Raw genomic sequence first — 20,637 nt, forward strand, 5'->3', positions numbered from 1 at the left:
TCGGACGCCGGGGTACCCGTACGGGTTGCGCGAGCGGCAGAGCTGATGAGTCCGGCGGAGCGCGTGAGCCGCACCGGCCGTACCGGCCGGGGGCCGGGGCGGGAAACGAAATGGGGCCCGGTCGGATGACCGGACCCCCCTCGTTTTCCCCCACCGTCAGGGCTTCCCAGATCCCCCCAGATCCCTCCCCGGAAGCACCCGACGCAACCTATGACCCGAGTGGGAACGGAAGGGTTGTACGGAGGTGGGCGGCTTGACGATCTCTTTGCCTTGGGGGCAAGGAACGAGGTGTCAGCAGGCGTGTTCCGCGTAGCGGGCGGCCACTTCCGCGAGGACCTCGGCGCCGTCGCGGGCCCAGAGGGTCTCGTTGAAGATCTCCACCTCGATCGGGCCGTCGAAGCCGGTGGCCTCGACCATCGAGCGGAAGGCGCGGAAGTCCACCGAGCCGTCGCCGAGCGGGCCCCGGCCGAGCAGGACGCCCGCCGGGAGCGGGGTGATCCAGTCGGCGAGCTGGAAGGAGTGGATGCGGCCGCCCGCACCCGCGCGGGCGATCTGGGCGGGCGCCTGGTCGTCCCACCAGATGTGGTACGTGTCGACGACCACGCCGACCTGTTCGGCCGGGAAACGTTCCGCGAGGTCCAGCGCCTGGGAGAGCGTGGAGACGACGCAGCGGTCCGAGGCGAACATCGGGTGCAGCGGTTCGATGGCGAGGCGCACGCCGCGCTCGGCCGCGTACGGGGTCAGCTCGGCCAGGGCGTCGGCGACGCGTTCGCGGGCACCGTGCAGGTCCTTGCTGCCGGCGGGGAGGCCGCCGGAGACCAGGACCAGGGTGTCGGTGGACAGGGCCGCCGCCTCGTCGATCGCGGCGCGGTTGTCGTCCAGGGCGCGGGCGCGTTCCGCCGGGTCGAGGGCGGTGAAGAAGCCGCCCCGGCAGAGGCTGGTGACGGTGAGTCCGTGGTCGGCGAGGAGGGCGGCGGTGCGCTCGATGCCGTACTCCTGGACGGGGGCCCGCCACAGGCCGACCTTGTCGATGCCCGCCCCGGCGCAGCCCGCGGCCAGCTCGGGCAGCGACCACTGCTTGATGGTCTCCTGGTTGACGGAGAGACGGCCGTCGCTCATCGGGTGCCTCCGTTGACCGTGAGGAGTGCGCGCATCCGGGACTCGGCCAGTTCCGGGTCGGGGAACAGGCCCAGCCGGTCGGCGAGTTCGTACGCCTTCGCCAGGTGCGGCAGCGAGCGGGCGGACTGGAGGCCGCCGACCATGGTGAAGTGGTCCTGGTGCCCGGCCAGCCAGGCGAGGAACACCACACCCGTCTTGTAGAAGCGGGTAGGGGTCTGGAAGAGGTGGCGGGAAAGCTCGACCGTGGGGTCCAGGAGATCCCGGAAGCCCTGGACGTCGCCGGTGTCCAGCACCCGGACCGCGTGGGCGGCCAGCGGGCCCAGCGGGTCGAAGATGCCGAGCAGGGCGTGGCTGAAGCCCTGGTCGTCGCCCGCGATCAGCTCGGGGTAGTTGAAGTCGTCGCCGGTGTAGCAGCGGACCCCGCCGGGGAGGCGGCGGCGCACGTCGATCTCGCGCTCGGCGTCCAGGAGGGAGATCTTGATGCCGTCGACCTTGTCCGGGTGCTCGGCGATGACCTTCAGGAAGGTGTCGGTGGCGGCGTCGAGGTCGGTGGAACCCCAGTAGCCGTCGAGCGCGGGGTCGAACATCGGGCCCAGCCAGTGCAGGACGACCGGTTCGGTGGCCTGGCGCAGCAGGTGGGCGTAGGTCTCCAGGTAGTCCTCGGGACCGTTCGCCGCCGCGGCGAGTGCGCGGGAGGCCATGAGGATGGCCTGGGCGCCGCTCTCCTCGACGAGCGCGAGCTGCTCCTCGTAGGCGGCGCGGACCTCGGCGAGGGTGGCGGGGCCGGTGAGCTGGTCGGTGCCGACGCCGCAGGCGATGCGGCCGCCGACCGCCTTCGCCTCGGCGGCGGAGCGGCGGATCAGTTCGGCCGCGCCCGCCCAGTCCAGGCCCATGCCGCGCTGGGCGGTGTCCATCGCCTCGGCGACGCCCAGGCCGTGCGACCAGAGGTGGCGGCGGAAGGCGAGGGTGGCGTCCCAGTCGACGGCGGCCGGGGAGTCCGGGCTGACGTCGGCGTACGGGTCGGCAACGACGTGGGCGGCGGAGAAGACCGTGCGCGAGGCGAGCGGGCCGGTGCCGGGGGCCAGGTCGAGCGGGGTGGTGCGGGGCTCGTACGGGCCCTGCGGGAGGTGGATGGTCATACGCGGATCAGCTCCGGTGCGCGGTGCGGGAGGCGGGGGCGAGTCGTCCCGGGGGCGGTTCCGGGCTTCGGGACGAGGGGTGGGCGGCCGTCGCGGGGACTGCTCCGGGACAGCCGCCCTGAAGGGACGTCGTCACACGGACGTCGTCACAGGAACATCGTCACGCGGACGTCGTCACAGGGAGAGTTCCGGGACGTCGAAGCGGCGGCCCTCCGCGTGGGACTTCAGGCCCAGCTCGGCGAGCTGCACGCCGCGCGCACCGGCCATCAGGTCCCAGGTGTAGGGCTCGTCGAGGACGACGTGGCGCAGGAAGAGCTCCCACTGGGCCTTGAAGCCGTTGTCGAAGACCGCGTTGTCGGGGACCTCCTGCCACTGGTCGCGGAAGGACTCGGTGACCGGGAGGTCGGGGTTCCAGACCGGCTTGGGGGTGGCGGAGCGGTGCTGGACGCGGCAGTTGCGCAGACCGGCGACGGCGGAGCCGTGCGTACCGTCGACCTGGAACTCGACCAGTTCGTCGCGGTTGACGCGGACCGCCCAGGAGGAGTTGATCTGGGCGACGGCGCCGCCCTCCAGCTGGAAGACCCCGTACGCGGCGTCGTCGGCGGTGGCGGCGTACGGCTCGCCCTGCTCGTCCCAGCGCTGCGGGATGTGCGTCTGGACGTGCGCCTGGACGGTGGTGACCCGGCCGAACAGCTCGTGGAGCACGTACTCCCAGTGCGGGAACATGTCGACGACGATGCCGCCGCCGTCCTCCGCGCGGTAGTTCCACGAGGGGCGCTGGGCCTCCTGCCAGTCGCCCTCGAAGACCCAGTAGCCGAACTCCCCGCGCACGGAGAGGATCTCGCCGAAGAAGCCGCCGTCGATCAGGCGCTTCAGCTTCAGCAGGCCCGGCAGGAAGATCTTGTCCTGGACGACGCCGTGCTTGATGCCCGCGTCCCGGGCGATCCGGGCCAGCTCCAGGGCGCCCTCGACGTCCGTGGCGGTCGGCTTCTCGGTGTAGATGTGCTTGCCGGCCGCGATCGCCTTCTTGATCGCGTCCACCCGGGCCGAGGTGACCTGGGCGTCGAAGTAGATGTCGATGGTGTCGTCGGCGAGGACGGCGTCGAGGTCGGTCGACCACTCGGTCAGGCCGTGCTTGGCGGCCAGCTCCTCCAGCGCGTGGGCGCGGCGGCCGACGAGCACCGGCTCCGGCCACAGCACGTCCCCGTTGCCGAGGTCGAGGCCGCCCTGCTCGCGGATCGCGAGGATCGAGCGCACCAGGTGCTGCCGGTACCCCATGCGACCCGTGACGCCGTTCATGGCGATGCGCACTGTCCTGCGTGTCACGAAAACTCCTCCAGCATCGGCGCCGCCCTGTCCGTAGCAAGCGCTTTCTATACGAGAGGACGCTAGCCTGCCGACAGCGGCGCGGACAAGAGGGCCCGGCCCGAAACCTCGGAGGAGAGCGATGACGGTCACCCTGGCGGATGTGGCGGCCCGCGCCCGGGTGTCACCGGCCACCGTGTCCCGGGTGCTGAACGGCAACTACCCGGTGGCGACCGCCACCCGGGAGCGGGTGCTGCGTGCGGTGGACGAGCTGGACTACGTGCTGAACGGCCCGGCCAGTTCGCTCGCGGCGGCCACGTCCGACCTGGTCGGCATCCTGGTCAACGACATCGCGGACCCGTTCTTCGGGATCATGGCGGGGGCGGCGCAGACGGAGATCGGCGGGCCGGGGGACGGTTCCGGCCGGGCGGGCGGCGAGAAGCTGGCGGTGGTCTGCAACACCGGCGGCTCCCCCGAGCGCGAGCTGACCTACCTCACCTTGCTCCAGCGTCAACGCGCCGCCGCCGTCGTGCTGACCGGCGGCGCGGTGGAGGACCCGGCGCACCAGGCCGCCGTCGCCGCCAAGCTGACCCGGCTGACGGACGCGGGCACCCGGGTCGTGCTGTGCGGGCGGCCTCCGCTGCCGGACGGTGCGGGGGTCCTCGCGACGATCGCCTTCGACAACCGGGGCGGCGGCCGGCGGCTCACCGAGCACCTCCTCTCGCTCGGCCACCGCCGCATCGGCTATGTCGCGGGGCCCCTGGAGCGGACGACGACCCGGCACCGGCTGGAGGGCCACCGCGAGGCGATGCGGGCGGCGGGGCTGGCCGGTGACGAGGACCGGCTGACCGTGCACGGCCCGTACGACCGCCGCTCCGGCTACGACGCCACGCTCGAACTCCTGCGCCGCGAGCCGGAGGTGACGGCGGTCGTCGCCGCCAACGACACGGTGGCGCTGGGCGCGTGCGCGGCGGTACGGGACCGGGGGCTGGGCATCCCGGGGGACGTTTCGGTGGCGGGCTTCGACGACCTGCCGTTCTCGGTGGACGCGGTCCCGGCGCTGACGACCGTACGGCTTCCGCTGTTCGAGGCGGGCGCGCGGGCGGGGCGCCTGGCGATGGGCAAGGAGAACCCGCCGCCCGGGGGCATCGCGACGATCGACGCGGAGCTGATGGTGCGGGGGTCGACGGCACCGCCCCGGGAACGGTAGGAACCCGGGCGGGCCCAGGAGCGGTGGGGCTCGTACTCGGGCGGGTCCGGGCTCCGTACGGGGCACCCGGCCCCTGCTCGGGCCCTTGGGCTCGGCACGAACCACCCCGGGCTCCGCACGAACTCCCGACCGCAGGAACTGCCGACCGCCCGGGGGTGCCGACTCCCCGGCGCCGTACCAGCGGGCTAGCGGGCGCCGGCGGCCACCGCGGCGCGGATCTCGCCGGAGAGGCGGGCCGCGTCCTCGGTGTAGCCGCTGAGCAGCAGCCGTCCGCCCGCACGGGGCCGGATGACGAGGTGGACGTCCCAGCCCATCAGCCGTCCCAGGGCGTGGTTCTGGCCGCGCTCGACCGTGGAGCGGATCTCCGCCCAGGGCAGGACCCGGGTCTCCCCAGTCCGCTTGTAGACCAGCCCCTGTTCCCGCAGGACGAAGACCTCGCCGTGCCGCCGCAGGGTCCGCAGGCCGTTGGAGACCCCACCGTAGACGCCGATGAGGGCGGCGCCCCACAGCAGCCCGGCGACCTGCGTGCCCTCACCGTTCTGGTCGAAGACGGCGAAGGTCACCGGAACGGCGATACCCACGGCGACCAGGCCGATCAGCAGCACGACGATCGCGACACGTCCTCGGCGCGCGTTGTCCGTCGGATGGTTGCGCACGAATGCGCCCAGCGCGCGCTCGGCTTCCCTGGCCATCGTTCCCCCGTCGAAGTCTCGTTCGTGCCGACGTCCCGGTCACACCGACGACGCTTCGTTCGTGCCGACGTCCCGGTCATGCCGACGACGTCCCGTCGTACCGGCGTCTCCGTCGTACCGGCGTCTCGGCCGCATCGGCGTCTCGGCCGCACCGGCGTCCCCGTCGCATGTGTCCGTCAGTCTGTGGGACCGGCGGGCGGGGGTACAAGGGTCCTCGGCACCGTTCGGGGCGCGGGCACAAAGATGGGGGTGTTGCCCCCATGACCGCCGGGGCCGCTGCCGGAAGTATGGGGCGTGGCGGACCGGCCGGTGCCGGTGCCGGACCGAGGAGGTGCGATGGCGGAGATCCAGGTGGGCGGCGGCGAGCGGCCGGGGGTCGCTTCCGCGTCACGTCCGGCCGTGGCAGCGGGTTCCTCCGCCGACGCGGTCGGCCTGCTGGAGGCCGAGCGGCCGGTGGCGGACGGATTCCTTTGGGCCGACGGCCCGTGGTGGCGGCCCGCGCTGACGGACGGCCTGCCGGCCGACGGTACGGCACCCGAACGCGCCCCGGACTGGGCGGAGTTCGTCGAGGACGCGGTGGCCGCCGCACCCGTGCGGGCGGCGATCGGGGACCCGGGGCACCTGCCGGGGCTGCGCGGATTCGAGCGCGTCCTCGCCCCGTTCACCGCCTGCGCCGCGCGGCGGGTACGGGACGGGCTGCCCCGGCGGCTGGACCGGTGGGCCGATCCGGACGCCGTGCGCGCCGACTTCGAGCGCCACCTGTCCCGGCGACTGGCCCGCCAGGCCGCCCGGACCCTGGTCCTGGAGCTGCACACGGCGCGCCGCGAGGGGCGGCTGAGCGGGCACGGCCCCGAGGAGCGGTACGCCGACTTCCTGCGGCTCACCGGCGCCCGGTCCGGGCTGGCCGCGCTCTGCGCCGCGTACCCCGTACTGGCCCGTGTCCTGGGCCGCACCGCGCTCGACGCCGCCGCCGCGCTCACCGAGATGCTGGTCCGGTACGCCACCGACCGGCCCGCGCTGCCGGGCGTCCGCGATCCCGGGGGCGCGTCGGCCGGGGAGAGCCGGCTGGTGGGCGTCGAGCCCGGCGCCGGGGACGGTCACCGGGGCGGGCGGACGGTGATGCTGCTGCGGTTCGAGAACGGTGCCCGGCTCGTCTACAAGCCGCGCCCGCTCGCCGCGCACCGGCACTTCAACGAGCTGGTCCAGTGGTTCAACACGCTGCCCGGCACCCCCGGGCTGCGCACCCTCGCCCTGCTGGACCGGGGCCCGTACGGCTGGGTGGAGTTCGTCGCGGAACGGCCCTGCCGCACCGCCCGCCAGGTCGATTCCTTCTACCGGCGCCAGGGCGCGCTGCTGTCCCTGCTGCACGTGCTGGACGGCACCGACCTGCACCACGAGAACCTGATCGCGGACGGCGAGTACCCCGTGCTCGTCGACGTGGAGACGCTGTTCCATCCGCCGCTGCCCGCCGCCGCCTCGGACGACCCGGCGGCCCGCGCGCTGCACGGCTCCGTGCACCGGGTGGGGCTGTTGCCGCAGCTGCTCGTCGGGGACGACTCGGCGCTCGACATGTCCGGGATCGGCGGCGGGCAGGCGGCCGAGTCCCCGGTGCGCGGCGTCGACTGGGCCGACGCGGGGACGGACAGGATGCGGCTGGTGCGCCGGGCGGCCCGGATCGGCGGTTCCGCGAACCGGCCCCGGCTGACCGGCACCCCCGCCGACCCGTCCGCCTTCACCCGCGCGCTGTGCGCCGGATTCCGCGCCGGGTACACCGCGCTCATGGAGGCCCGCGCCGAACTCCTGCGCACCGGCGGGCTGCTGGACCGGTTCGCGCACGACGAGGTGCGAGTGGTGGCGCGCCCCACCTGGATCTACGCCTCGCTGCTGGACGAGTCGACGCACCCGGACCTGATGAAGGACGCCGCCGAACGCCACCGGGTGCTCGCGCTGCTCGGCACCGGCACCCTGGGCTCCGCCGCGCTGCCCGGCCTGCTGGACGAGGAGATCGCTCAGCTGTGGGCGGGCGACGTCCCCCTGTTCACCGCCCTGCCCGAGCGCGCCGACCTGTGGAGCGGGAACGGGCGGCTGCTGCCCGGCACCCTCGCGAGGACGGGCCTCGACCTGGTGCGGGCGAAGCTGGCGGCGATGGACACGGTGGACCGGCACGACCAGGAACGGATCATCCGGGCCGCGATGGTGACCACCTCGCGCGAGCCCGCGCACACCACCCGTCCCGGACCGCGCCGGGCCCGTACCGCCGCGACCGCGCCGGAGCCGGAACAGCTGCTCGCGGCGGCCCGGTCGGTCGGCGACGAGCTGGTGTCCCAGGGTTACCTGGGTCCGTCCCGGCTGAACTGGATCGGGCTGGAGCTGCTCGACGAGCGGTACTGGCGGCTGGCGCCGATGGCCGCCGACCTGGCGGGCGGCTACACCGGCACGGCGCACTTCCTCGCCCAGCTCGCCGCGCTCACCGGTGCCGACCGGTACGCCGCCGCCGCGCGGGCCGCGCTGGCGCCGCTCGCCGGTCTGCTGGACACCCTGCACGCCCGCCCGGACGACCTGGGCCCGGTGGGCTCGGGCGCCTTCGCCGGGCTCGGCGGGATCGCGTACGCGCTGGCCCGGGTCTCGGACGTCCTGGACGATCCGCGCCTGGCCGAACTGGTGGCGCCGGCCCTGCGGTTGACGGGTGCGGCGGCGGTCGCCGAGCGGGAGCCCGGGGTGCGCGCGGGCTCGGCCGGGGGGCTGGCCTCGCTGGTCGCCGGGTACCGGGTCACCGGCCGGGACGATGTGTGGCGGGCGGCGGAGCGCTGTGCCCGGACACTGTGCGAGGCGCCGCTGCCCGGGGCTCCCGGCTTCGCCGACGGGTCCGCCGGGGTCGGCTGGGCGCTGCTGCGGTTCGCCGAGGCGGGCGGCGGTGAGCCGTACCGCGTGTCGGGGCTTTCCGCGCTGCGGGCCGCGACCGGGGCCGGGGACCTGGACGTCTCCTGGTGCCGGGGGCGGACGGGCGTGGCGCTGGCGGTGCTGGACAGCCCGGCGGCGCGGGCCGACCCGGAGCTGTCCGGCTGGGCGCACCGGGCCGCGGCGGACATCGCGGGGGCCGAGCCGCCGCCGGACGACAGCCTGTGCCACGGCGAGCTCGGTGTCCTCGAACTGCTGCGCCTGGGCGAACCGGCGGGGGCCCGCACCCGCTGGGTGGAGCGGGCCGGGGCACTGCTCGCGGCCGCCGACCGCACGGAACCGCGCTGCGGTACGCCGGGCCAGGTTCCGCATCCGGGGCTGCTGACCGGTCTCGCGGGGATCGGGCACGGGCTGCTGCGGGCGGGGTTCCCCGACCGGGTGCCCTCGGTGCTGCTGCTCGCCTGACCCCGGACCGCCGCTCCCCCGGCGTCTCCTCCGTACCGGCTCACGCACGAACGACCTCCACAACAACCTCCCACGAGAACAAGCGAACACGAGAAGAGGCAGACCATGCAGACCACCGAAGCCACCGCCTTCCGCTCCGTCGAGTTCGACGACGCCCGTGACGAGCACCCCGTCGGCGGGATCACCCTGGGTGCGGGCGGCGGACTCGGGCTGCGGAGCAGGATCCTCGGCGCCGCCGACACCGTGGGCGACAACACCGGGGACCTGCCGTGGACCACGATGACCTGGAACTGAACCCCGCACGCGGACCAATCCCGTTCCAGATCAAGCGATTTGGAGCGCTGACCGGCGGACAGTCGCTCGAGTAGCCTGCGTACATGCGTGCCACTTCGTCGGTGATTGTCGGGCGTGTCGCTGAGACCGGCCTGTTGAGCAGCGCCCTGGACGCCGCGTCGCGGGGTTCGGGCCGGGCCGTCCTCTTCGTCGGGGAGGCGGGCATCGGGAAGTCCCGGCTGGCCGGTGAGTGCGCCTACCGGGCGTACGAGCGGGGCATGCCGGTGCTGCGCGGCCGGGCCACGTCGACGGGGCTCGTGGTGCCGTTCCGCCCGCTGATCGAGGCGCTGTCGTCGCGGTTCCGGGCGGCCGGCACGCCCACCGACCCGGAACTGGACCCCTACCGTCCGGCGCTGGCCCGGCTGGTGCCGGAGTGGCGCCAGGGGGCCGCGCCGGGCTATCCGGAGACGGTGGTCGAGCTGGCCGAGGCGCTGCTGCGGCTGCTGTCGGTGCTCGGCCAGGAGCACGGCTGCGTGATCCTGCTGGAGGATCTGCACGACTCCGACACCGAGACCATCGCGGTGGTGGAGTACGTCGTCGACAACGTGGCGGACCTGCCCGTGCTGCTGCTGGGGACGCTGCGCCCGGAGCCCGGTGCCGCGCTGGACCTGGTGCGTTCGGCGGAACAGCGGCAGGTCGCCACCGTGCGGGAGCTGGCACCGCTCGGTGACGCGGACGTACGGGAGATGACCGCCTCCTGTCTGGAGGCCGCCCCGGACGAGGTGCCGCGGGCCACCCACGAGCGGCTGGCGGGCCGGGCGGGCGGCAATCCGTACCTGGTGGAGGTGCTCCTCGCCGATCTGCTGGACTCGGGGCAGCTGCGCCGGACCGGCGACCGGTGGGAGGAGCACGTCAACCCGGACGCGTCGGTGCCGACCGGGGTGGTGCGCAGCTGGTCGCGGCGGCTGGACCGGTTCGACGAGCCGGTCCGCGAACTGCTGCTGTGCGCGGCCACGCTGGGCAGCCGGTTCTCGGTGACCGTGCTCCAGATCGTCACCGGCTTCGACGACCGTACGCTCTTCAGCCATCTGCGTTCCGCGGTGGAGGCGAACATCATCGCCCCCGACGGGGCGGACCCCGACCGCTACACCTTCCGGCACGCACTGACCGCCGAGGCGCTGGTGGCGTCACTGGCCCCGGCGGAGCGGGCGGCGACGGCGCGCCGTGCGGCGCTGCAACTGGCCGGGGTGGAGAACCGGCTCGGTGACGAGCAGCGGCAGCTGATGGCGGCGCTGCAACTGGCCGGGGGCGACCGGCACGGTGCCGCCCGGCAGTTCGCCGGGGTCGGGCGGCGGATGCTGGCGGCGGGCGCGTCCGGTTCGGCGGTGACCCTGCTGGAGCGGGCCCGCGCGCTCGCCCACGAGAGCGATCTGCGGGGCATCACGGAGTCCCTGGCGGTCGCCCACGCGGAGGCGGGCGAGCTGGACACGGCCCTGGCGCTGACCGCGGAGCTGCCCCCGGTGCCGCCGCGCTCCGACGCCGCCGAGCAGCGCGGCGAGGCCCACATCCGGATCGCCTGGGCGGCGGTGATGGCGGAACGGGTGGCGGAGGCGGCCGGGCAGATCCGGACCGCCCGGAGCATGCTCGGCACGGCCGTCCGGCCCGAACTGGCGGCGGCGCTCGACGTGGTGGAGGGGCACCTGGCGCTGCTGCCGGGCGGGGCGGGCGACGGACGGCAGGAGCGGGCGCAGGAGGCCGCGCGCCGGGCCGCCGCCGTCGCGGAGAAGCGGAGCCTGCCCGTGGTCGCCTGCCAGGCCTGGCAGTTGCTGGCGCTGCTGGCCCGGGAACGCGGATTCGACGAGGCCGACGCGTGCCTGGAGCGGATGCTCGCGGTCTCCGAGCAGCACGCCCTGCCGGTGTGGCGGGTGGAGGCGCTGGTCCGGCTCGGCGCGAACACGTTCATGCGGACCGGCGACCCGGCCCGGCTGGAGACGGCCCGCACCGCCGCGCAGTCGCTGGGCGCGCTGGTGCCGACGCAGACCGTGGACGGGCTGCTCGCCATGAACGCGGTGCTGCGGGGCGAGTGGGACGGGGCACACGCGATCATCGAGCGGTCGGTGGCGGCCAGCGCCCGGGTGCGCAATCTGGGGGCGCACCGCTATCTGCTGCTCGCCTCGGCGGCGCTCGCCGCGCACCGGGGCCGAAGACGGGACCTGGACCGGGCGATGGTCCGGTTCCGCCGGGCGGGCGGCGAGGAGTCCTTGCTGGTGCCGCTGCAGCTGGGGCTGTGCCGGGCGTTCGCGGCGCTGCTGGAGGAGGACGGCGAAGGGGCGCTGGAGGCGCTGGACGCCTCATTGGCCTGGGAGCGCGAGCACCCCAGTTTCTTCTACCTGAGCGGGCGCTACGGGCTGCGTCCGCTGCTGCGGATCATCGGCGGGCGGGGCGGTCTGGGCGGCCGGGCGGAGCTGAACGCGATCCTGGCGAGCCCCGGCGCCGACCTGGCCTGGAACCAGTTGTTCCTGCGGCTGGCCGAGGGCGTCCTGCAGGGCCGGGCGGGCGAGGCGGACCTGGCCGTGCGCACGGTCGGGGCGGCGTTCGACGAGGCCGCCGCCTTCCCGCTCGCCCGCCATCTGGGCCTGCGGCTGGTCGCCGGGGCGGCGCTGGCCGAGGGGTGGGGCGAGCCGGTGGGCTGGCTGCGGGCGTCGGAGGAGTACTTCTACGGGGCGGGCGTCCAGCCGGTCGCCGCCGCGTGCCGGGCGGCGCTGCGGCAGGCGGGGGCCAGTGTGGGGCAGCACCGGGGCGGCTGGGACCGCATCCCGGCGCCGCTGCGGACCAGCGGGGTGACGCCGCGCGAGTACGAGGTGTTCGTGCTGCTGGCGGAGCGGCCGGGCAACCAGCAGATCGCCCGGCGGCTGTCGATCTCGCCGCGCACGGTGGAGAAGCACATGGCGAGCCTGCTGAACAAGACGGGGCGCGTGGATCGGGCGTCGCTCTGCGAGTTCTCCGCCGAGTGCGCGGCCGAACGCGACTGAGCACGACTGAGTACGACTGAGTACGGCTGAGCACGGCTGAAAGCGACCGAGCACGACTGAAAGCGACTGAACGCGACTGAACGCCCGGGACGTTGTGGGGGTGCGCGGGCCCGGCATGGGGGCACGGGGCGGATACGGGGGTGCGCGGGCCCGGCATGGGGACACGGGACGAATGCGCAGGTGCGCGGGCCCGGCGTGGGGGGCCACGGGGCGGATGTGGGGGTGCGTCGGCCCAACATGGGGGCACGGGGCGGATTTGGTCGGGTGCCGGTACGGAACATGCGGGTCCGGCACCGATGCGGGGGCGCCCGCGGCGGCGGACCATCCAGGGGTACGACCGGCAGCCCGCACCGGGAGGCAACCGGCAGCCCGTACCGCACCCCCGTCTCCGGAGGTCCCCCCATGCCCCGACCCCCCGCCCCCGCCCCCGCCCCCGCCCGCGTCCCCGGCCCCGCCGCGTCGGCCGGTGCGCTGAGCCTCTCGGTCCTCGGTCCGCTCTCCGGCCGGCTGGACGGACGGCCACTGGCGCTCGGGCCGCGCAAGCAGCGGCTGGTCCTCGCCATGCTGCTCAGCCGGCCGAACACCCCGGTTCCGGTGGAGGTGCTCACCGACGCGGTGTGGCCGGACGACCCGCCGCGCACGGCGCGCAAGAACCTCCAGGTGTACATCAGTTCCGCCCGGGCGCTGCTCGGTGCGCGGTGCCCCGACGGGCCGGACGGCCGGGGCGCGGAGCGGCTGGCGCACTCCTGCGGCGGATACCTGTTGCGGGTCGGCGAGGACGAGCTGGACAGCCTGCTCTTCCGGTCACTGGCCGCGGCGGGGCGCCGGGCGGCCGACGACGGCGACCAGCGCGGCGCGGCCGCTCTGCTGCGCCGGGCGCTGGACCTGTGGCAGGGGCCGCCGCTGCACGATCTGCGGGACTCGCCGGAGGTGGCCGCGGAGGCGGAGCGGCTGGAGGCCCGCTGCCTGACCGTGCACGAGGACTGGGCCGAGACGGAGATCGGGCTGGGCCGGGCGTCCGCCGTGGTGGACGGGTTGCGGGACCTCGCCGAACGGCACCCCACCCGCGAACGCGTCCGGGCCGCGTGGATGGACGCCCTGCACCGCACCGGCCGCCGGGCCGAGGCGCTCGCCGTGTACGACGACTACCGTCAGCTGCTGGCCCGGGAACTGGGCCTGGAACCGGGGGCCGCCATCGCCGCCCGGCACCGGGCGATGCTGACCGGCCGCAGTGCCCCGGACCGGGCGGGAAGCACGCCCCCGGCCCGCCGCTCCCCCGTACTGCGGGCCGTCCTGCCCGCCGAGGTGCCCGACTTCACCGGCCGGGGCGAGCAGCTGCGGGAACTCCTGGACGTCCTGGGCCCGGAGGGCGGCCGGGTCGTCGCCGTCACCGGGGCCGCCGGGACGGGGAAGACGGCGCTCGCGGTGCGGGCGGCCCATCTGCTGGCGGAACGGTTCCCGGACGGCCGCGTCCACATCCGGGTCCGCGACGAGCACGGTGCGGTGCGCCCCGCCGCGGAGATCGTCGGGGAGCTGGCCCGGCTGACCGGCGGCCCGCACCCGGCGGAGCCGATGACCGACGCGGAGCACTGGCGCCACTGGCTGGCCGCGCACCGCGCGCTGGTCGTCCTCGACGACGTACCGGACGAGTCGGCGGTACGGGCCCTGCTGCCGGGCACCGGGGGCAGTTCGTTCGTGCTGACCGCGCGCGGCCAGCTGGCCGGGCTCGCCCCGGTGCACCGGATCGCCCTGCCGCCGCTGGCCCCGGCCGAGGCGCTGGCCCTGCTGGGGCGGCTGATCGGGCCGGGCCGGGTGGGTCTGGACCGGTCCGCCGCGCTGCGCATCGCCGACGCCTGCGGGCTGCTTCCGCTGGCGGTCCGGGTGAGCGGGATGCGGCTGGCGGTGCTGCGCCATCTGCCGCTGGCCGAGTACGCGGACCGGCTGGCCGATCCGGCGGGGGCGCTGGACGAGCTGGTGGCGGGCGACATCTCGGTGCGCGCCCGGCTGGCCGCCGGCTGGCAGGACCTGTCACCCGGCAGCGGCCGGGCGCTGACCCTGCTGGCCTCCACCGTCCGCGAGGGGCCGTTCACCCTGCCGGAGGCGATGGCGGCGCTCGGCTGCGGGGAGCGGCAGGCACTGCGGGCGGTGGAGTCGCTGATCGACGCGGGCGCGGTCTCCTCCCCCAGCGGCGAGGTCACCGCCCACTGCGTGCTGTACGAACTGCCGCGCCTGATCGGCCTGTACGCCCGCGAATGCGCGGCCGTACCGCCGGTCCCGGAGCCGGAGCCGGTGGGGGGCCCGCACGCGTAGCCCGCACGCCCGCACGCGCGGCCTGTACACCTGCACGCCCGTGGCACAATGCCGCGCGTGAACGATTCGGCCATGACGGCCTCGACGGCCATGGCCCGGCAGGTGCGCCGGCGGTGGCGCGACCGGGAAGCGCCCGACGGGGACGTCATCATGTTCGCCGACGGCTCCCTCACGGTGATGGAGCTGCTGCGCATGCGGCCGCCCGACCGGCTCGACGACCCGCGGGCCGAGAGCTGGCACTGGACCGAGACCCTGCGTGCCACCGAATGGAGTACCGACAGCTGGGTGGAGGTCGACTCCGCGCTCGCCACGCACACCCACGCGGGCAGCCGCGCCTGGGCGGGCGAGTCCGCCCATCACGGGTCCATCGGCTGGGTCGCGCTGACCCGGGACGACGCCGGGAGCACCCTGGAATGGCTCGCCGTCTCCAGCTGGTCCAATCCGTTCCACGAAGTCACCCTGGACGACACCGCGGTGACCGCGGTCAGCACCGCCGGCCGGATCTGGACCTTCCCCCGGAACGCGCCCCAGAAGGTGCGGATCACCGACGACCCGGCCTGTCCGGGGAGCCGCCGGTAGAAGCGCGGCCCGTCACCCCAGCGTCAGCACGTCCAGCAGGTCGGGCCGTTCGCCGGGGGCGGCGAACACCGTGTGCAGGCCGAGCAGGACGCCCGCCGCGCCGGTCGCGAGGTCGGCGGAGAAGCGGCGCAGGCGGGAGCCGGGCACCAGGAGGCGGTCCTGTTCGGCGACCAGGTGCCAGGAGAGGTTGCGGACCGAGTCCAGCACCTCGGGCTCCGGCGGCCCGGCCGCGAGTTGGCGGGCGGTGGCGACCAGGCCGGTGCGGCCCCTGAAGAGTCCCGGTTCGCGGATGAACTCCAGGACGCAGCCGCGCGCGACGCCCGGCGGCAACGCTTCCAGTGCCGGGTCCTCCCGGAGGGCCAGGTAGCGCTGGGCGACCAGGGCGACGCCGCCGCTGCCCTGGTCCAGGTAGAGGAAGTGGCGTTTGCCGTCGCGTACTTGGACGCTGCCGCCGGGCATGGTCACACAGTGTCCGGCCTCCCGGGCGAGGGCCGTCCCGGCGGCGTCCAGCAGCCAGTCCTCGCCGGTCAGCGCGTGCAGTTCGAGGTGGAGCAGCGCGGCCCCGCAGAGCCCGGTCAGCAGTCCGGCCGAGTGCGGGGCGGGCGGGCCGTCGGGCCCCGCGCCGTCGCGGACCAGTGAGTCGAGGGCCCAGGCGGTGCGCAGGGCGTGCTCCAGGAGGTCCTGGTCGGGTACTCCGGGGCCGTCGGCGGCGAGGCGGAGGGCGGCCAGGGCCGTGCCCGCCGTGCCGGTGAACAGGTCGGCCGAGGCGGGGGCGGGGGCGTGCAGGGCCCGGTCGAGCAGCGCGCGGCCCTCCTCGCGGCGGCCGAGCCGGGCCAGGACGAGGGCGACGCCGGGCAGCCCGTCGAAGAGCCCGCCGGGGGTGTCCGGGGCGCGGCGGGCGGCCGTGCGGGCCAGCCAGTCGGTGTACGCGTCGGGGACCGGGGCACCGACGCGGTGGAGGGCGTACAGCACCCCGGCCGCACCGTACGCGGCGCAGACGCCCCCGGTGGTGAAGCCCGCCGGGTCGCCGGGGAAGAGCCGGTCGGTGCGGTCCGGGGTGGCCCCGGCGCGGATGCCCGCGAGGAGCGCCTCGCGGATGCCCGGCCAGTCGGGTGCCGGGCCGCGCAGCAGTGCGTCGACCGTCGCCTCGCCGCTGTCCTCGGGGAGCCCGTGGCGGAGCGCGGCGGGGCGGGGCGGGCCCTCGTCGGGGCCGAGGCGGTAGCGGGCGCGGGCCCAGCGCTCGATGGTGAGGGTCTTGCCCCGGTCGTGGTCGGTGACTTCCATGAGCGGCATCAGGAGGTGCAGCCAGAGCGCCCAGAGCGCGTAGTCGTCCGCCTCGGCGCCCCCGGTGCCGTACGGGGCCTGGAGGCCGGGGGCGCCGGCGAGCGGGGTGTCCGGGTCGTCGAGGTCGGTGGCGTACTCGAAGTCGATCAGGACGAGGCGGCCGTCGGGGCGCAGGATGATGTTGGCGGGGTGCACGTCGGCGAAGCGCAGCCCGCGGGCGTGGACGCGGTCCAGGGCGTCGGCGAGCTTCTCCGTGACGGACCGGGCCCAGGTGACGTAGGTGTCGAGTTCGGCGCGGGTGCGTTCGCCGCGCACCAGCGGGAAGCGTTCGACGATCGCGTCGAAGAGGGTGGTGCCCTCGATGTGCTCCTCGATGAGGAAGTGGTGTTCCCAGACCGTGCGGACGCCGTACACCTCGGGTACGCAGTCGAGTCCGGCGAGCCGGGTCAGGGCCCGGTGTTCGCGGTGCAGCCGGGTGACGGCGTCGTCCCCGGCGGGGTCGAGCCCGCACAGCGGCCGGGCCTCGCGCAGCACCACGCGCTGCTTGGTGGTGCGGTGTTCGGCCAGGTAGATGCCGCCCGCGTTGGAGAACTGGAGCGCCTTGGTGACGGTGTACGGGAAGCCGTCGTCGCGGGCGGCGGCGTGGGCGGCGAGGTGGGGGCGCAGCTCGGCGGGGACGGTGACCCAGGCGGGCAGCCGGAAGACCACGCCCCGGGTGTCGGGGACGAGTTCGCCGGACGGGTCGCGCATGGCCCGGACGCGTTCCCCGTCGGCGTCCCGGCACCAGAGCTCGCGGAAGGCGCCGTAGCGTACGTAGACGGGGGCGTCGCCGATCCGCAGGTCGCTGAGGATGTACGGTCCGCGGCGCCCGTCCAGGGCCCGGGTCAGGGCGTCGAGCAGGCGCAGGAAGGCGGCCTCGTCCTCGGGGTAGAGGGTGAGGAACTTGCCCGCGCCGGAGCGGTTCATGTACTTCGCCGACATCAGCCGCAGGGCGCGTTCGCTGCGCAGGAACTTGAACGCCACGCCCTGCTCCAGGCAGATCCGGGCGGTGTCGGCGAGGGTGCGCGCGGCTTCCTCGGGGACGGTGGAGACGTGGATCTTCCAGCCCTGTTCGGGGAGGTGCTCGTTCTCGGGGTGCAGGGCGCTCCACAGGCCGCCGCTGCCGCGCCGCCAGCCGGCGGGGGGTTCGGCGCGGTCGAGGGGGTAGCGGGTGTCCTCGTCGGGGAGCCGGGCCGGGGTCTCGTAGTAGCGGCGGTCGGCGAGGCAGTACAGCTGGGTCTCCTGGATGCCGGGCACGGCATACCTCCGGGGTGGCTCGTGGGCGTACGCGTCGTCAGGGGCGGGCCTGGGCCGTCTCGGTGCGGTCCGCGGCGGGCTCCGGTGGCGGGGCCGTGCCCGAGCGGGCGGACGGGGCGAACGTGACGGTCGCGGCGGAGACGGCGAGGACGGCGGCGATCGTCCAGAACGCGCCCCGTACGCCGAGGGTGGTGAGGAGTGCGCCCCCGGCGAGCGGGCCGAACGGCTGGACCAGGGAGGAGAGGAATCCGGCGGCGCTCTGCACCCTGCCCACCCGGTCGTCGGGGGTGACGGTCAGCAGGGTGGAGAGGAAGCCGATGCTGGCGACGGTGGCCAGGCACATGCAGGCGGCGCAGAGCAGTCCGGCGAGCAGCGGGATCTCGATCCGGGCGAGGGCGACGGCGGTCGCCACGCAGGCCCAGCAGGTGGCGGCGATCAGTACCCAGGGGTGGCGTTCGGGGCGCAGCCGGGGGGCGATGAGCGCTCCGGCGAGGGCGCCGACCGAGGTGAGGGTGACGACGGTGCCGCCGCCGAGCCCGGAGCGGCCGCCGCCGGAGAAGACGGTCAGCGCGGTGAAGGTGAGGGCGCCGAACGCGAAGTTCATGCCGAGCCCGAAGACGAGGAGGACGGTCCTCAGGTAGGGCTGGCGCCACAGGAAGGAGAGCCCGGCGGTCAGTTCGGCCCGGCTGAACGCGGAACCCGCCCGGGTCTCGGCCCGGGAGCGGGTGCGGACCAGGGCCACGCAGATCGTGGACAGCAGAAGTCCGGTGGCCTCGGCGAGGAACGGCAGGACGGGGTGCAGCCCGAACAGGGCGCCCCCGGCGAGCGGTCCGACCAGCCGGGCGGTGGAGGTGCGGGCCTGGAGGCGGGCGGTCGCGGTCCCCATGTCGTCGGGGGGTACGACGCTGCGCATCAGCCCGAAGGCGGCGGGGCCGTAGACGCTGCCGATGACGGCGCCCGCGCCCGCGACCAGCAGGATCAGGGGCAGCGGGGCGTGCCCGGTCCACACGGCCACGACCAGGGCGCCGACCACGCAGAAGCTGCCGAGGTCGCACAGCCGCATGAGCCTGCGGCGCTCGACCCGGTCGGCCAGGACGCCGCCGGGGAGCATGGTGAGCAGGACCGCGACGACGGACACGGTGCCGATCGCACCGGCCCGCACGGCGGAGCCGGTCTCGCGCAGCACGAGGAGCGGCAGGGCCAGGGCGGTCATCTGGGTGCCGAGCACGGCGAACAGGCCGCTCATCCAGAGCAGTCGGAAGTCCCGGTTGGTTCGCAGGGGTGTGGCCATGTGGGGCTCCCGTCGGTGGGTCGCGGGCGGCTCGATGGGGCGGGGTGGGGAGGTGCCGGCAGGCGGGGGCGGGGTGGGTATACGGCGGAAAGTGGGGGCGGTGTGGGTAAGCGGCGGAAAGTGGGGGGCGGGGCGGTCCCCGTCGTCACGGGGCCGCCCCGGTCCGGCCGACCGGGGCGCCACACGAGGGAACGGTCGGTCCCCGGGTGGCGCCTCGGTCCGGTCGTCAGGCCTCAGGTCTGCAGGTCTCAGGCCCGGGACGTCGGGCCTCAGTTCTCCAGCACGAGGCTGACGGTGCTGACGCAGGAGCCGTCGAGCTCGCGGCCCTGGACGCCCGCGGTCTCCTGGAGGTCCAGAACGGAGCTGTGGGCCTCGACCTCGGGGGTCTCGTCGTCGCCGGCGATGGGCTTGGTGTTCTCGGACATGGTGGTCTCCGTCCACTCGGTTGTCCCGGTCGTTCCGGGCGGTGCCCGGTTCTTCCGGTAGCGGCCGGCGGGTGCCTTCCGCTGACCACAAAGCTAGGAACCCCGGCCTGGGAAACGGCTCGGCGCCGGTATGGCGGCGGTATCCCGGCAGTTCACCGGCGGTGGGCGGCGGTACGCGGTCCGCCGCCGGGGCCGGTGGCGCACCGGCCCGTCCCCCGTGACCTGCGGCCATACCGGGCCCGAACCGTTCGCGGACCGGTGGCGAACCGTCCGGCGGGACGCTCCCTACGCGCACCGCGGCCGCGTGCCGCGCCCCTACGCCCGAAGGAGACGGCCGGATGGAACTCGCCGAACTCGTCGGACTGCGGCCGGTCCCGGCCGGTGGAGTGCTGGTCACCCTCACCCGCCGCTGTCCGCTGCGCTGCGCCCACTGCTCCACCGGCTCCGGTCCGGAGGTGCGGGAGGAGCCGGGAGCGGTGGCGCTGGAACGGTTCGTCGCCTCGTTCACCGCCGCCGACCGGCCCGAGGTCATGCTGCTGACCGGCGGCGAACCCCTGCTCCGGCCCGCCCTGGTGGCCTCGCTCGCCCGCGCCGCGCGGGCGGCCGGGACCCGTACCGCGCTGCTGAGCGGCATGTTCTTCGCCCGGTCCGGCGGCGGGCTCCCCGGCCCGGTGGCGCGGGCGGTGCGTACGCTCGACCACTTCTCCGCCAGCCTCGACCTGCCGCACGAGCGGGAGGTGCCCCGGGCCGCGGTGTTCCGGGCGGTGCGCGCGGTCCGCGAGCTGGGGGTGGCGGTCAGCTTCCACCTCACCGGGACCGGGCCGGACGACCCGTACCTCGCGGACGTCACCGCGGACATCGACCGGACCTTCGGCGGTACGGTGCCCTCGCTCGTCAACGACGTCCGGCCGTTCGGCCGGGCGGCGTCCTGGGCCGGTGCGGCGCGGCCCGTACCGGACGGCGGGGGCGCGCTGCCGTGCGCGATGGCCGCCTGGCCGGTGGTCGCCTTCGACGGCACGGTCCTGGCCTGCTGCAACCAGGACGCCGTGGACCGCCGCCCCGTCCCGCCCCATCTGCTGCTCGGCCACGTCGGGCGGGACGACTGGGCCGCCGTACGGGAGCGGACGCTCGGCTCGCCGCTGCTGCGGCTGGTACGCACCGTCGGCCCGGCGCATCTGCGGGAACGCTTCTCCCCCGGCACCCCGGCCGGTTCGTACTGCGGGGACTGCCACCGGCTGGGCGCGTTGCCCGAGGTGACCGCGGCGGCCGACGCGCTGGCGGCGGGGGCGGCCGGGGCGCTGCTCGACCTGACCGCCGCC

The 20,637-nt window shown here is 75.3% G+C and carries 14 protein-coding genes; 7 read left to right on the plus strand and 7 right to left on the minus strand.

Annotated elements, in window-relative coordinates:
- Positions 1-291: 291 nt before the first annotated feature.
- The 3 genes from ACFCV8_RS08380 to ACFCV8_RS08390 all read right to left on the minus strand — a co-directional run bounded on the left by ACFCV8_RS08380 (position 292) and on the right by ACFCV8_RS08390 (position 3,584).
- A complete protein-coding gene (locus ACFCV8_RS08380) occupies positions 292-1,119 on the minus strand; it encodes a sugar phosphate isomerase/epimerase family protein (protein ID WP_376684496.1) in 828 nt (275 codons plus the stop codon).
- Complete coding sequence (locus tag ACFCV8_RS08385) at positions 1,116-2,258, minus strand: dihydrodipicolinate synthase family protein (protein ID WP_376684497.1); 1,143 nt, start codon at positions 2,256-2,258, stop codon at positions 1,116-1,118. The genes ACFCV8_RS08380 and ACFCV8_RS08385 overlap by 4 nt, the downstream gene beginning before the upstream one ends.
- A gap of 174 nt (positions 2,259-2,432) precedes the next feature.
- The gene (locus tag ACFCV8_RS08390) at positions 2,433-3,584 is read right to left on the minus strand and encodes a Gfo/Idh/MocA family protein (RefSeq protein ID WP_376684498.1); all 1,152 of its coding nucleotides are present in this window, start codon (positions 3,582-3,584) and stop codon (positions 2,433-2,435) included.
- Between the two features lie 121 nt (positions 3,585-3,705).
- On the opposite strand from ACFCV8_RS08390, the gene ACFCV8_RS08395 reads away from it, so the two are divergent.
- Positions 3,706-4,773: a LacI family DNA-binding transcriptional regulator gene (locus ACFCV8_RS08395; protein ID WP_376684499.1), complete on the plus strand. Its 1,068-nt coding sequence runs from the start codon at positions 3,706-3,708 to the stop codon at positions 4,771-4,773.
- A gap of 185 nt (positions 4,774-4,958) precedes the next feature.
- Here ACFCV8_RS08395 and ACFCV8_RS08400 read toward each other — a convergent pair whose 3' ends face one another.
- On the minus strand, positions 4,959-5,465 hold the full coding sequence (locus tag ACFCV8_RS08400; protein ID WP_376684500.1) for a hypothetical protein: 507 nt from the start codon (positions 5,463-5,465) through the stop codon (positions 4,959-4,961).
- A 336-nt stretch (positions 5,466-5,801) separates the two neighbouring features.
- Here ACFCV8_RS08400 and ACFCV8_RS08405 point away from each other — a divergent pair, with 336 nt between their 5' ends.
- The 5 genes from ACFCV8_RS08405 to ACFCV8_RS08425 all read left to right on the plus strand — a co-directional run bounded on the left by ACFCV8_RS08405 (position 5,802) and on the right by ACFCV8_RS08425 (position 15,022).
- Positions 5,802-8,828: a type 2 lanthipeptide synthetase LanM family protein gene (locus ACFCV8_RS08405; RefSeq protein WP_376684501.1), complete on the plus strand. Its 3,027-nt coding sequence runs from the start codon at positions 5,802-5,804 to the stop codon at positions 8,826-8,828.
- 105 nt (positions 8,829-8,933) lie between these two features.
- Complete coding sequence (locus ACFCV8_RS08410) at positions 8,934-9,122, plus strand: hypothetical protein (RefSeq protein ID WP_376684502.1); 189 nt, start codon at positions 8,934-8,936, stop codon at positions 9,120-9,122.
- A gap of 83 nt (positions 9,123-9,205) precedes the next feature.
- The gene (locus tag ACFCV8_RS08415; protein ID WP_376684503.1) at positions 9,206-12,133 is read left to right on the plus strand and encodes an AAA family ATPase; all 2,928 of its coding nucleotides are present in this window, start codon (positions 9,206-9,208) and stop codon (positions 12,131-12,133) included.
- A 402-nt stretch (positions 12,134-12,535) separates the two neighbouring features.
- A complete protein-coding gene (locus tag ACFCV8_RS08420; RefSeq protein WP_376684504.1) occupies positions 12,536-14,443 on the plus strand; it encodes a BTAD domain-containing putative transcriptional regulator in 1,908 nt (635 codons plus the stop codon).
- A gap of 48 nt (positions 14,444-14,491) precedes the next feature.
- Positions 14,492-15,022 (plus strand): hypothetical protein, encoded by a 531-nt coding sequence (locus tag ACFCV8_RS08425; protein ID WP_376684505.1) that lies wholly within the window; start codon positions 14,492-14,494, stop codon positions 15,020-15,022.
- A gap of 12 nt (positions 15,023-15,034) precedes the next feature.
- Here the strand turns inward: ACFCV8_RS08425 and lanKC are convergent, their stop codons facing one another.
- From lanKC to ACFCV8_RS08440, 3 genes are all read right to left on the minus strand, one after another.
- Entirely contained in the window at positions 15,035-17,602 is a 2,568-nt protein-coding gene (gene lanKC, locus ACFCV8_RS08430; protein WP_376684506.1) for a class III lanthionine synthetase LanKC, read from the minus strand.
- Positions 17,603-17,639: 37 nt separating this feature from the next.
- On the minus strand, positions 17,640-18,893 hold the full coding sequence (locus ACFCV8_RS08435) for an MFS transporter (RefSeq protein WP_376684507.1): 1,254 nt from the start codon (positions 18,891-18,893) through the stop codon (positions 17,640-17,642).
- Positions 18,894-19,162: 269 nt separating this feature from the next.
- Complete coding sequence (locus ACFCV8_RS08440) at positions 19,163-19,318, minus strand: hypothetical protein (RefSeq protein ID WP_376684508.1); 156 nt, start codon at positions 19,316-19,318, stop codon at positions 19,163-19,165.
- Positions 19,319-19,656: 338 nt separating this feature from the next.
- Here ACFCV8_RS08440 and ACFCV8_RS08445 point away from each other — a divergent pair.
- Positions 19,657-20,637, plus strand: a 981-nt coding sequence (locus ACFCV8_RS08445; RefSeq protein ID WP_376684509.1) for a radical SAM protein, incomplete at its 3' end; no start/stop codon positions are given.

The sequence above is a fragment of the Streptomyces sp. NPDC056347 genome (assembly GCF_042262625.1).
Classification (GTDB): domain Bacteria; phylum Actinomycetota; class Actinomycetes; order Streptomycetales; family Streptomycetaceae; genus Streptomyces.